This window comes from Nocardioides turkmenicus, from assembly GCF_011045035.1.
In the GTDB taxonomy this organism is placed as follows: Bacteria; Actinomycetota; Actinomycetes; order Propionibacteriales; family Nocardioidaceae; genus Nocardioides; species Nocardioides turkmenicus.
The window spans coordinates 196,751-209,407 of sequence record NZ_JAALAA010000009.1; the positions used below are offsets into that span (position 1 = coordinate 196,751).

At 70.1% G+C, this 12,657-nt stretch carries 11 protein-coding genes; 8 read left to right on the forward strand and 3 right to left on the reverse strand.

What is annotated here, in order from left to right; all coding sequences use genetic code 11:
- The first annotated feature begins 102 nt into the window (after positions 1–102).
- From G5C66_RS12855 to G5C66_RS26835, 3 genes are all read left to right on the forward strand, one after another.
- A complete protein-coding gene (locus tag G5C66_RS12855; RefSeq protein WP_165111353.1) occupies positions 103–1,992 on the forward strand; it encodes a sensor histidine kinase in 1,890 nt (629 codons plus the stop codon).
- Between the two features lie 77 nt (positions 1,993–2,069).
- Positions 2,070–3,884: an ATP-binding protein gene (locus tag G5C66_RS26830; protein ID WP_165111354.1), complete on the forward strand. Its 1,815-nt coding sequence runs from the start codon at positions 2,070–2,072 to the stop codon at positions 3,882–3,884.
- 208 nt (positions 3,885–4,092) lie between these two features.
- Entirely contained in the window at positions 4,093–5,832 is a 1,740-nt protein-coding gene (locus G5C66_RS26835) for an ATP-binding protein (protein ID WP_165111355.1), read from the forward strand.
- Here the strand turns inward: G5C66_RS26835 and G5C66_RS12870 are convergent.
- Complete coding sequence (locus G5C66_RS12870; protein WP_165111356.1) at positions 5,829–7,175, reverse strand: dipeptidase; 1,347 nt, start codon at positions 7,173–7,175, stop codon at positions 5,829–5,831. The two genes, G5C66_RS26835 and G5C66_RS12870, sit on opposite strands and share 4 nt — an antisense overlap.
- Positions 7,176–7,184: 9 nt before the next feature.
- Complete coding sequence (locus G5C66_RS12875) at positions 7,185–7,541, reverse strand: sterol carrier family protein (protein ID WP_165111357.1); 357 nt, start codon at positions 7,539–7,541, stop codon at positions 7,185–7,187.
- 63 nt (positions 7,542–7,604) lie between these two features.
- Between G5C66_RS12875 and G5C66_RS12880 the strand changes: the two genes are divergently transcribed.
- The 3 genes from G5C66_RS12880 to G5C66_RS12890 are packed head-to-tail and all read left to right on the forward strand — an operon-like array spanning position 7,605 to position 9,686.
- Complete coding sequence (locus G5C66_RS12880) at positions 7,605–8,333, forward strand: hypothetical protein (protein ID WP_165111358.1); 729 nt, start codon at positions 7,605–7,607, stop codon at positions 8,331–8,333.
- A gap of 30 nt (positions 8,334–8,363) precedes the next feature.
- A complete protein-coding gene (locus G5C66_RS12885; RefSeq protein WP_165111405.1) occupies positions 8,364–9,116 on the forward strand; it encodes a serine hydrolase in 753 nt (250 codons plus the stop codon).
- 9 nt (positions 9,117–9,125) lie between these two features.
- On the forward strand, positions 9,126–9,686 hold the full coding sequence (locus G5C66_RS12890; RefSeq protein WP_165111359.1) for a GNAT family N-acetyltransferase: 561 nt from the start codon (positions 9,126–9,128) through the stop codon (positions 9,684–9,686).
- Here the strand turns inward: G5C66_RS12890 and G5C66_RS12895 are convergent.
- Positions 9,675–10,622, reverse strand: coding sequence for a helix-turn-helix transcriptional regulator (locus tag G5C66_RS12895; protein WP_165111360.1), 948 nt, complete (start codon positions 10,620–10,622; stop codon positions 9,675–9,677). The two genes, G5C66_RS12890 and G5C66_RS12895, sit on opposite strands and share 12 nt — an antisense overlap.
- Before the next feature lie 209 nt (positions 10,623–10,831).
- On the opposite strand from G5C66_RS12895, the gene G5C66_RS12900 reads away from it, so the two are divergent.
- Both G5C66_RS12900 and G5C66_RS12905 read left to right on the forward strand, forming a co-directional pair.
- Entirely contained in the window at positions 10,832–11,842 is a 1,011-nt protein-coding gene (locus tag G5C66_RS12900) for an ATP-binding cassette domain-containing protein (RefSeq protein WP_206444021.1), read from the forward strand.
- Positions 11,839–12,645, forward strand: coding sequence for an ABC transporter permease (locus G5C66_RS12905; RefSeq protein ID WP_206444022.1), 807 nt, complete (start codon positions 11,839–11,841; stop codon positions 12,643–12,645). The genes G5C66_RS12900 and G5C66_RS12905 overlap by 4 nt, the downstream gene beginning before the upstream one ends.
- Positions 12,646–12,657: the final 12 nt, after the last annotated feature.

Below are 12,657 nucleotides of genomic sequence, written 5' to 3' on the forward strand. Positions count from 1 at the left end.
GTCCTGTAAGAGTGGTCACATGAACGTCTGGGGATCATGAATGCAAAGAACTATCCACGTCTGCCCTACCGCCCGGGACGGTCTTCCCGGATAATCGACCCGATGACATCTCCTGCGCCCAAGCCCGCCGGCGGTCACCGTCTGACGGTGCCGCCGGGATTCGCCCCACCACCGTTGGGCGGGAAGAGCGCCAGGAGCGACCTCACCACGACGATGACGACGATCACCACCGATCTGGCAGAGATCGGTGGTCTTCTCACCCCGGGCGAAGACCTCTCCGACCTTCAGCTGATCGCCGACAGCCTGACCGCGCTGGCCGGGTTCGAGATGGCCACGATCAGCGTCGCCCGGGCCGACGGCCACCTCCACATGGTGGTGGTCTCCGGCCAGGAGTCCGCCCGCGCCGACCTGCTCGGCACCGTCACCCCGATCGAGCAACTGGAGGCGGATCTCGCCCGGGCCGACGACTGGGGCACCTTCAAGTTCGTGCCGGCGGAGCGGCTGGAGTCGCCCGCCGATGCGTACGGCTGGGTTCCTGCCATGGCGCCCAGCGGTGCCGCCGGCGCGTGGAACCCCCTCGACCTCCTGGTCGCGCCGCTGCGCGACGACACCGGCAGGCTTCGCGGCACGCTGATGGTCGACATCCCGACCGACGGCCTGCGCCCCGACCGGGAGAAGCGCGCCGTGCTCAGTCGCCACGCGGTGCAGGCCCAGCGCGCGATCCTGCTCGCCCTGGAGCGCGAGGAGCTCTCCGAGCAGGTACGCCTGGCGGAGGCCGCCCGCGACGTGATCCGCCGCGCCGGGCGTGAGCTGGACCCCGACGAGATCCTCAACTCGCTGAGCACCGGGCTGGTCGACGTCCTCGACCTGACCGACTTCTGGCTCCACATGTCCAAGCCGGGTGGCCGGGGCATCCGCACCAAGGTCTACCGGGAGGACTTCAAGCTCCCGATCGGCGACCTGACCAGCCCGTTCATGGTCGAGTACGGGCAATACCTGTGGGACCAGCGCAGCATCACCGTCCAGACCCCCGACGGCGCCGAGCGACTGCCCCACCCCGACCCGGAGGCGCAGCAGCGGATCACGGAGTGGATCCGCCACTACAAGGTCGGCTCGATCGTCGGGGTCCCGATCGGCTCCGGCCAGACCTGGTACGGCGCGATGCTCCTCGGCCGTGGTCCCGACAAGCCCCACTGGAGCGAGCTCGAGCTGATCACCGCCGCCGACCTCGGCCGCGACTTCGGCCGCGTCGTCCACAACTCCCGGGCCTACCTTCGCCAGAAGGCGGCGGTCGACTCCCTGCGCGAGCTCGAGGCCCACAAGAGCCGGCTGATCGCGACGGTCGCCCACGAGCTGAAGAACCCCTTGTCCGCGTTCCGGTGGAACATCGAGTCGCTGCCCTACGCGGAGTCCGAGGAGGAGTACGCCGAGGTCCTGACCGCGCTCACCCGCAACCGTGACCGCACGGAGAAGATCGTGGCCGACCTGGCGATGCTGTCGAAGGTCTCCGACCCCGACCACCTGCCGACCACCGTGCCGATCCAGGTCGCGCGCGTGCTCGAGGAGGTCTACAGCCAGCTCAGCGCCGAGATGCCGACCAGCGACGCCCACGAGCTCGTCTTCGAGATGCCGCCCGACGACGTCCATGTGACCCTCGCTCCGGGCGACCTGGACCGGGTCGTGATCAACCTGGTGACCAACGCGATCAAATACAGTCCCGACGGCGGCCAGGTCATCGTGAGCACTCGCACCAGCCCGGGCTGGTTCGAGCTCCGGGTGACCGACCACGGCCTCGGCATCTCGCCGGAGGACCAGGAGCGGCTCTTCACCGAGTTCTTCCGCTCGACCAACCCGACCGCCCTCAAGCAACCGGGCACCGGCCTCGGTCTGACGATCGTGTCACGCATCGTCAGCCGCCGTGGGGGGCTGATATCGGTCGACTCGACCCCTGGCGTGGGAAGCACATTCCGTGTGACGCTGCCCATTGTTTAACCTGACGCCCCGGGAACGGGTTGCATTTTCATCTCGGCGGAGAGCTCATGACCAGTACGCCCTCAGAGGGTCCGGACGTGCCAGACGGCGCCTCCGAGGCGTACCCGACCCCGGATCCCGGCCTGCAGCTGATCGCCGAGGGCGTGACCGAGCTCGTCGGTTTCGGCGCCGCCGTCATCAACATCCGGCGAGGTGACGAGTTCGAGATAGTCGCCGCGTACGGTGACGAGACCGGTCACACGACCGACGGCGAGATGACCGTCGCCGAGATGCTCGGCACCCGGTTCCCGGTCTCGGTCGTCACCGACCTGCTCGACATGTCCGAGGACTGGGGCGACATCAAGTTCGTCCCGCACGAGAAGAACACCATCGGCGAGGCGGAGGGCTACTGGGTCCCCGACACCGACGAGGACATCCTCAAGGACCCGCAGGACTGGCACCGGCTCGACGAGCTGCTGGCGCCGTTCTACGACGAGAACGGCGAGCTCGTCGGCGTACTCTCCATCGACCGTCCCACCAACGGCCGCCGCCCCGGGAGGCGGCAGCAGCGGATCCTCAACCGGTTCGCGCGCCAGGCGAAACGGGCGGTGCTGCTCACGCTGCAACGCGAATACCTCGAGGAGCGGGCCAACAACCTGCTCGAGGCCCAGAGCTTCCTGCGCGAGGCCAACTCCCAGCTCGGCCTCAAGGGGGTTCTCGAGGCCACCCAGGAGGCGATGAGCCGAGGTCTCGACGCCGACGGTCTCTACGTGCAGGCTCAGGCCGGTGACGGCGGGTCCGTGGTCTATGCCTCGCCGGGCCTCCGGTGGAACGCCAACGACAGCGGCAACATCGCCGCGGGCCAGGCCTACCAGACCACCCGGCTCTGGAACGAGGGCCAGCACGCGATCGTCAACCGCGAGCTCCTCCGCCACCGGCTGCACCAGAGCGACCCGGAGCAGCGGATGTTCGCCAAGATCGGGCTCGAGTTCCTCGACGCGGTCGAGGCCGACTCGCTCCTGGTCGTGCCGATCGGCGTGGAGACCACCGCGCTCGGCCACCTCGTGCTGCTGCGCGGCTCGGGCCGGCCACGCTGGACCGACGCCGAGGGACGTCTCGCCATGGAGTTCGGGCGCGACTTCGGCCGCATCGTCCTCACCTCCAACGCCTACACCCAGGAGCGCGACCTCGCGCAGCGGCTCGCCACCGCGGACAAGGTGCACAGCCAGCTCATCGAGTCGGTGGCGCAGGAGCTGCACAACCCGCTCTCCGCCCTCACCACCGGCATCGACGCGTTGCGTCACGAGGAGCGCGGTTCGACCGCCTGGTTCCAGCAGGTCGGCAACCTGATCAGCCGGTCCGACCAGCTGGTCGCGATGGTCGACGACCTGCTGCTGTTCTCCCGCTTCTCCGACCCCTCGTCCCGGCCGACCCTGGCCTACGTCGACCTGGTGCCTCTCCTCCGCGAGATCTTCGAGCAGAGGACGTACGAGTCGGAGAAGCGTGGCATCGAGGTGACCATCGACGTGCCTTCCCACAGCGTGCAGGTCTTGGGCGACCGCAGCGAGATCAAGGCGGCGATCCTGCGGCTGGTCGACAACGCGCTGGTCTACACCCACCGTGGTGGTCACGTACGTCTCTACATCGTGGAGAGCGCGAACGAGGCCGCGATCTCGGTGACCGACAACGGGGTCGGCATCCCCGCAGCCGAGCAGATGCAGGTCTTCACCGAGTTCTACCGCGGCAGCAGCCAGGCGATCGGTGGCCGGAAGGGCGTCGGCCTCGGGCTCAGCATCGTCGACCGGGTCGCGCGCCGCCACGACGGCCGGGTCACGCTGCGCTCGGAGCCCGGCACCGGCACCCGCGTCTCGCTCGTCCTTCCGCTGGCCAACGACATGATCTCGTTCGGTTAACCGAACGTCACAATCTGGTCGAGACGGCGCCCGACGCCTGCACAGGTTGGGTGTTTCGTGCAACACTCCGTGGTGCCCAGGTCCTCAGGACTGCCACGCCGTTGCAACACCGCCCTGACCGACCTACCTGAGAGCAAGGATGCCCCCACAACAGTCAGTCGATGCCCTCGACGTGCCGCGGAGCACGCCGAGCAGGACGTCGCTGCCGGTGGCCGATCCCGCTCTGCAGATGATCGCCGAGGGGATCTGCGAGCTGCTCGGTTTCGGGATCGCCGCGATCAACGTGGTCCGCGGCGACGAGGTCGAGATGGTCGCGATCCACGGCTTCACGAGCGGCCTGAACGCCGCCCACGGGCGGCGCGAGACCGCGGAGGAGGTCCTCGGCGCCCGGTGGCCGCTCGCGGACGTGCAGATCAACCTCTCCCGCGGCGAGAACTGGGGCGCCTGGCGGTTCATCCCCCATGACCGGGTGAACCTCCACGAGGGCAGCTGGGTCTCCACGACCAACATGATCGACGCCCCCGACGCCTGGCACCCCCACGACATGCTGCTCGCGCCCATCTACGGCGACGACGGCTCCCTCCAGGGATGCCTCTCGATCGACATGCCGGTCAGCGGCCGCCGGCCGGACTTCACGCAGCGTCGGGTGCTCAACCGGTTCGCGAAACGTGCCCGGCGGGTCGTGCTCGGCTACATCGAGCGCGAGCGGCTCTACGAGCGTGCCGCGAACCTGGAGACCGCCAAGGAGTTCCTGCGCGACGCCAGCTCCAAGCTCAGCCTGGCCGACGTGCTCGACGCCAGCCACGACGCGCTGATCCGCGGCCTGGGTGCCGACGGGATCTGGATGGCGACCAAGGGCCCCCGCCGGGCGATGGTGGTGCACGCGACGCCGGGCCTCGACTGGGAGCCCGACCCCGGCCTGGCGGCGCTCACCGCGCGGAACACGACCCGCTACTGGGCCGAGGGCACCTACGCGATCCTGTGCCGCGATCGGATCACCGACTCCGCGGAGTGGAACGAGCAGGCCGCCGTCGTCGACAGGTTCTTCGAGACCCTCGGGGCGGAGAGCGCGCTGGTGGTTCCGGTCGGCGCCGACCACGAGTGGCTCGGCCACATCGTCCTGCTCCGCTCCCCCGGCCGGCCCACCTGGACCGATGCCGAGGGCAGGCTGGCGATGGAGCTGGGCCGCGACTTCGGCCGCATCGTGCTCACCGCCAACGCCTACACCCAGGAGCGCGACCTCGCCCAGCAGCTCGCCGACGCCGACCGCGAGCGCAACCAGCTGATCGAGGCCGTCGCCCGCGAGCTCCGGATCCCGGTGAACGCGCTCGGCACGTCGCTGGCCGCGTTGAGCGACGAGCAGCCCAACACCCTGCCGTGGATCGTCCAGGTGGAGACGCTGACCGTACGCAGCGCCCAGATCGAGGGCATCGTCAGCGACCTGCTGCTGCTCTCCCGGATCAGCGACCCGGCCAACGCGCCCGGCCAGACCACCATCGAGGTCTCCGAGATGCTCGACGACGTGCTCGACGAGCTCGATCCCGACGCCGCTCAGAAGGACATCGAGTGCGTCCTGACGACGCCGACCGGTCCGGCGTACGTCGTCGGTGACCCGCGCGAGCTGCGGGCCGCCTTCCTCCACCTGGTGAAGAACGCGCTCACCTACAGCTACCGCGGGTCACGGGTGCAGGTGATGCTCTACAGCGCCGGCAGCGAGGTCACGATCATCGTGGCCGACGCCGGTGTCGGCATCGCCTACGAGGAGCAGTCCGAGGTCTACAAGCCGTTCTACCGAGGCACCAACTCCGCGCTCGGTGGTTCGCGCGGAGCTGGGCTCGGGCTGACATTGGTCGACCAGATCACCAGCCGCCACCACGGGTTGGTCGAGCTCGACTCCCGCCCCGGTGAGGGCACCCGGGTGGCGCTGACGCTGCCCGGTGTCTCCTAGACGCCCAGCTTCTGGAGAAGCAGCGCCTCGGCGACGACGACCCGGCGGAACTCGGCGAGGTGGAGACCCTCGTTGGCGCCGTGGGCGCGGGTGTCGGGGTCCTCGACGCCGGTGACCAGCACGCTGGCCTGCGGGAACGCCTCCAGGAACTCCGCGATGAACGGGATCGAGCCGCCGACACCCATGTCGATCGGGGCGGTGCCGTCCCAGGCCTCGGTGAACGCGGCACGGGCGGCGTCGTAGGCCGGGCCGGTCGCGTCCAGGGCGATCGGCTCACCGGTGTCGACGACCTTGGTGGTCAGCTCGGCGCCCCACGGGACGTGCTTCTCGAGGTGCTTGGTGAGCGCGGCGACGGCGTTCTCGCCGGAGTCGCCCGGGGCGATCCGGATGGTGACCTTGGCGCGGGCGCTCGGGGACAGCGTGTTGGAGGCGCCGTCGACCTTGGGAGCGTCCAGCCCGGTGATCGTGATCGCCGGCTGCGTCCACATCCGCTCGACCGCGCTGCCCTTGCCGACCCACTGCAGGCCGGCGATGGCGCCCGACTCGGCGCGGAGCCGCTCCTCGGGGTATTCGACGTCGGCCGCAGGGCCGGAGACGAGCCCCTCGACCGCCGGAGCGCCGTCCTCGTCCCAGAGGGTGTTGAGAAGACGTACGAGAGCCATGATCGCGTCGGGGGCCAGACCGCCCCACATGCCGGAGTGGACGGCGTGGCCGAGGGTGCGGAGCTCGACGTCGACGCGGATGAGGCCGCGCAGCGACGTGGTCAGCGCCGGGACGCCGATGTCCCAGTTGCCGGAGTCGGCGATGACGATGACGTCGGCCTTCAGCTTGTCCTGGTACTTCTCGAGGAGCTGCGGAAGCGTCGCGGACGCCACCTCCTCCTCGCCCTCGATGAAGAGCCGAACGGTGACCGGCAGGTCGTCGCCGAGGGCGCGGATCGCGCCGATGTGGGCCGCGATGCCGGCCTTGTCGTCGGCCGCGCCGCGTCCGTAGAGGCGGTCGCCCACCTCGGTCGGCTCGAACGGCGGGGTGTCCCAGTCGGCGTGGTCGTTCTCGGGTTGGACGTCGTGGTGGGCGTAGAGCAGCACCGTCGGAGCGCCCTCGGGGCCCTTCTTCTCACCGACGATCGCCGGCGGGGCGCCGTCGAAGGCACGCACGATCTCCACCTCGAAGCCCTCGGCCGCGAAGAGGTCGCGGGTCTTCTCCGCGCTCTTCTCCACCTCGCTCAGGCGCTCGGGATCGGCGCTCACGGACTCGATCCGCACCAGGTCCTCGAGGTCCTTGCGGATCCCCGGGAAGAGCTCGTCTACACGGGTCTTGATGTCTTCGGTGGAGAGGGTCATAGGGTGAGATTACAAGGGCAGGTACGCCGACAGGTCGGTGCGCTCTCCCGAGGCCCTGACCCGGGCCTGGTCGACGGCTTCGGACCAGGTCATCGCGCCGGTGGCGAGGGCGATCCAGGTGGCCGCGTCGGTCTCGATCACCGCCGGCGGGGTGCCGCGCGTGTGCCTGACCCCTTCGATGCACTGCACCGCGGCGTACGGCGGGACGCGCACCTCGACGCTCTTCCCCGGCGCGCGCTCCTCGAGCAGGGCGAGATAGTGCTTGGTGAGGAGTCGTAGGTCGGCCTTGGCGGGCTCCTCGGCGCGGACGCGATCGAGAGCCTCGGCCACGTCGGCGGCGGCCGCGGGCTTGAGTCGGGCTGGCACGTCGCCAGCCTATCGGTGGCAGTTTCCCACGACGGCGACGCGCGAGCACTACGCTCCGGTGACGTGGGACTGGAGAGACTCGAGTCGGAGATGGTCCTGAGGACCGCGGAGACGCTGCGCGGACGGATCGCGGCACGCTTCCCCGACCGCGGCCTGGTGAAGGTCGCGGAGCAGCTGATCGGCCTGATCCGGGGCTCCTCCGGCGTCGGGGAACGGCTCCGCCGGCGGCTGGTGTGGACGCGTGCGGTCTCGCGGACGCTGATCGTCGCGGTCCTCGTGCTGACGCTGGTCGCCATCGTCTGGGGCCTCGCGACGGCGTTCGGCGACGAGACCCTCACCGGCGTGCAGTGGCTGCCGCTGATGGAGAGCACGGTCAACGACCTCGTCTTCGCCGCAGTCGCGATCTTCTTCCTCTACACGATCCCGGAGCGGCTGCTGCGGTCGCGCGCACTGCGGCTGCTGCACCGGCTGCGGTCGCTGGCCCACATCATCGACATGCACCAGCTCGCCAAGGACCCCGAGCGGCTGCGTACGGGGTTCACGGCGACCTCGGCCAGCGGCGAGCTCACCCTCGACGCCGACGAGCTGATCCACTACCTGGAGTACTGCTCGGAGCTGCTCAGCCTCGTCGGCAAGACGGCCGCGCTCTGCGCCGAGGACTCCCAGGACAACGTCGTCCTCGACACGGTCAGCACCGTCGAGCGCCTCACCGTCGATCTCTCCCGCAAGATCTGGCAGAAGATCCAGGTCGTGGGCGAGCTGCGCGAAGACCAGTCGTCTTCTTCTGTTTAGGCTCACCCGCATGAGTTCACGGAGTGGTCGATCCTCGCGGTCGACACCGGCTCCGGCAAGACCCTCGTCGAGTCCACCCCGGACCGTCTCCTGCCGACCGCCAGCGTCGGCAAGATCTTCCTGCTCCACCACCTCGCCGAGCTGCTCGAGGACGACCCGTCGCTCGGCCACCTGCTGCTGCGCAAGGACAGCGTCGCGCCGGTGGCAGACAGCGGGTTGTGGCAGTACCTCGACGTCCCCGCGCTGACCCTGAACGACTGTGCCCGACTGGTCGGCTCGGTCTCGGACAACCTGGCCACCAACGTGCTCCTCGACCACGTCGGTCTCACCCCGGTCCAGGCCGTCGCCGCTCGGCTCGCCCCGGGCGGGTCGATGCTGCACGACTCCGTCCGGGACGTACGGACGCCGGAGGACCCGCCGATGCTCTCCATCGGCTGTGCCGCCGACTGGGTCTCCTACTTCCGTACGCCGCACCCGACCGTGATGTCCTGGCTGGCGGCGTCCACGGACCTGTCGATGGTCTCCTCGGCCTTCGGCCTGGACCCGCTGGCCCACACCGAGCCGGACCACGAGCTCCAGGTGTGGAGCAAGACCGGAACCGACGACGGCGTCCGAGCCGAGGTCGGGCTGCTCGACGTGGGCGGCCGGCGGGCGGCGTACGCGGTCATCTGCCGTTTCGAGGGGGAGGTCGTCCCGGTGCTGGGACAGATGCGCGCCTACGGCACGCTGCTCCTGGATGCGCTGCAGGACGGCTACGCTGCAGGTCCCGGTCCGGCCCAGTAGGAGCACAGTTTGTTCAGCATCGACCTCGGGAGCGGCGCGGAGATGGTCCTGCGCGACCGATCGACCGACTTCGCCGTCCACCGGCTCATCAACGCCAACCTCGACCATCTGCGCGAGTGGGAGCCGTGGGCGCACGGCGACCAGTCCATGATCAGCATCTCCAGCTTCGGCACCTACCTGCTCACCCAGTGGGTCAAGGGCGAGGCGATCCCGTGCGTCATCCGCCAGGACGGCGAGGTCGCCGGCGCGACGACCGCGCGGATCAACCTCTACGAGAAGTCCGCGACCATCGGCTACTGGCTCGGCGAGGCCTACGAGGGCCGTGGCCTGGTCACCCGGGCCGTCTCGGCGCTGCTCGACGTGCTCTTCAACGAGTACGACATCGCCCGGGCGATCATCGACACCTCGGTCATGAACAAGCGCAGCAGGGCGGTCGCCGAGCGGCTCGGGTTCACCCACGAGGGCACCATGCGCGGGGCGCAGGCCTACCCGGGCGAGCGCCGCGACCTGGTGGTCTACGGGCTGCTGCGCGAGGAATGGCTAGGTCGCTCCGCCGATTCAGGGGCTTGAGCGGACGAACCGCTCCCCCGCCTGCCGGACCATCTCGGCCAGCTCGGCGGGCTGCTCGACCGTGAACTCGGCCTCGACCCCGGCGAGGATCATCATCGGCCAGCCCAGGTCGTCGGCCTGCATCCGCAGCCGGCAGCCACCCTCGGCGGGCTCGACCTCACCCCAGCGCCCCACCCGCCGCGCGACCACCTCGGGCTCGACGTGGATCAGGACGCAGATGTCGTGGACCGCGGACCGGGAGCGGATCCCGGCCTGCACGTAGCTCGCGGCGTCGCCGCCGGGGATCTCCCGCGGACGGAAGATCTGGCCGGTGGTCGTCGACTCGCTGATCCGGTCGACCCGGAAGGAGCGCCAGTCGTGGCGAACCCGGTCGTAGGCGAGGAGGTACCAGCGGTTGCCGATGGTGACCAGCCGGTGCGGCTCGACGCGACGCCGGGTCGGCTCGGCCTCGGGCGCCTGATAGGTGAAGGTGAGGGCCTCGTCGTCGCGGCAGGCCTGGGCCAGGACGCCGAGCACGCCGGCGTCCAACGGCACCCGGCCGCCCCAGGGGAGCGAGTCGGTCTGCGAGGCGACCGCGTCCATCCGCCGACGCAGCCGCGGCGGCATCAGCGCGACCACCTTCCCCAGCGCCTGGGCGGACGTGTCGCCCATCCCGGCGACCAGGCCGGCCGCGGCGGTGCGCAGCCCCACCGCGATCGCGACGGCCTCCTCGTCGTCGAGCAGCAGCGGCGGCAGCGCGTTGCCGGCCCGGAGCTGGTAGCCGCCGGCCACCCCGCGGGTGGCATCGACGTCGTAGCCGAGATCGCGCAGCCGCTCGATGTCGCGACGCAGCGTACGCTCACTGACCTCGAGGCGTACGGACAGCTCCGTGCCGGGCCAGAAACGGTGGGTCTGCAGCAGCGAGAGCAGCTGCAGCATCCGGGCGCTCGTGCTCATGCCGTCGACTCTAGGCGTCATTGCGGCCAGGTCGTGACCTGATTCGCGCAGACCGGTCCGAGATCGCGCGACGGTCGGCTCGCCCCCTCCTCGAGCCGACCGTGTCGCGCTACCCCCTCTTACCCGCTGCTCGGACTTCTAAACCGGATCGCGCAAAGATTTTTCGAAAGCGGACAGAAACTGGCCGGATGAGGTCAGAGGCTGGAGGCATGACGAACCACACCAACCAGCGGCCGGTGATCCGCACCGAGGCCCTGACCAGGCACTTCACCCGCGGAAAGAAGACCGTCGAGGCCGTTCGCGGGCTCGACCTCGAGATCCATCAGGGCGAGCTCGTCGCCTTCCTCGGCCCCAACGGAGCCGGCAAGTCGACGACCCTGCGGATGCTGACCACGCTCATCCCGCCCACCTCCGGCACCGCAGAGGTGGCCGGCCACGACGTCGTCCGCTCCCGTGCAGCGGTCCGGCGCTCGATCGGCTATGTCGGCCAGGGCAACGCCGCGGCCTTCGTGCAGCGCGGCCGCGACGAGCTGATGTCCCAGGCGCGCGCCCACGGCATCCCGCGGGCGGCCGCGAAGGCCCGCATCGACGAGTTGCTCTCCGCCTTCGACCTGCAGGAGTACGCCGACCGCCCGGTCCAGACGCTCAGCGGCGGCCAGCGGAGGCGTCTCGACATCGCGATCGGGCTGCTCAACCACCCCGAGGTGCTCTTCCTCGACGAGCCGTCGACCGGCCTCGACCCGCAGAACCGCGCCAACCTGCAGGAGCAGATCCGCCGGCTCCACGAGGACGGCACCACGATCGTGCTCACCACCCACTACCTCGAGGAGGCGGACGCGCTCGCCGGGCGGGTCATCGTCGTCGACCACGGCGTGGTGATCGCCGACGACACCGCCTCGCGGCTCAAGGAGAAGCTCGGCGACCTGGTCCTCCTCGGCTTCGGCACCGAGGCCGACGCCACGACAGCGGCCACCCGAGCCGAGTCGGTGCTGTCCGGCCCGACCCTCATCGAGCGCGCCGGCACGCAGGTCTCGATCCGCACCCCGCGCGGCGCCGACAGCGCTCCCGCGCTGGCCATCGACCTGGCCGCCCACGGCACGCCGGCGATCCGGATGGAGGTCCACAGCCCCACCCTCGACGACGTCTTCCTCGACCTCACCGGCCGCAGCCTGCGCGAGTCGGCCGACTCCACCACCCAGACCGAAGGAGCAGCAGCATGACCACCCTCACCGTCCCCGCCACCCGGGTCCGACGTACGACCCAGCCACTGAGCAAGCCGACCGGGTTCCTCACCGACACCTGGACCGTGCTGGTCCGCGAGCTCACGCCCAAGCTGCGCCAGCCCGCGTCGATGCTCTTCGCGATGGTGCAGCCGTTGGTCTTCCTGGGCCTGTTCGCACCGCTCCTGCCCGCCGTCGAGAACGGCAGCGCACTGCAGTGGTTCGTGCCCGGCATCGTCGTCATGACGGCGCTGATGGGTGCCTCGATGACCGGCGCCGACCTGACCGCGGAGATCCGCTCGGGCTCCCACGAGCGGCTCCTGGTCTCGCCCCTCTCCCGGCCGTCGCTGCTGGTCGGACGGGCCCTGAAGGAGGTCGTGCCGGTCCTGTTCCAGGCCGCGGTCATCCTCGTCGTGGTGACGCCGTTCAGCTTCGACCTCCACCTCGGCGGGGTCCTGGTCGGAGCGGTCATCGTCTCGCTCTTCGCGATCGGGCTCGGCGCGTTCAGCTTCGCCCTGGCGACGGCCGCGAAGGAGCAGGACTGGATCTTCTGGACGGTGCAGCAGATGCTGATCTTCCCGCTGCTGCTCCTCTCCGGCGTCCTCCTCCCGCTCGACGGCGCACCCGGCTGGCTGACGTTCCTCAGCGACATCAACCCGATGACGTACGTCGTGGAGGCGGAGCGCGCGCTCTTCGCCGGTGAGTTCCCGGCCGATGTCGTCATCAGCGGTTTCGTGGCGGCGGCAGTCGTCGCGGCGGCCGGGGTGCTCGTCGGCGTACGCACCATGGAGCGATCGAGCTGAACGGTCGGGCCG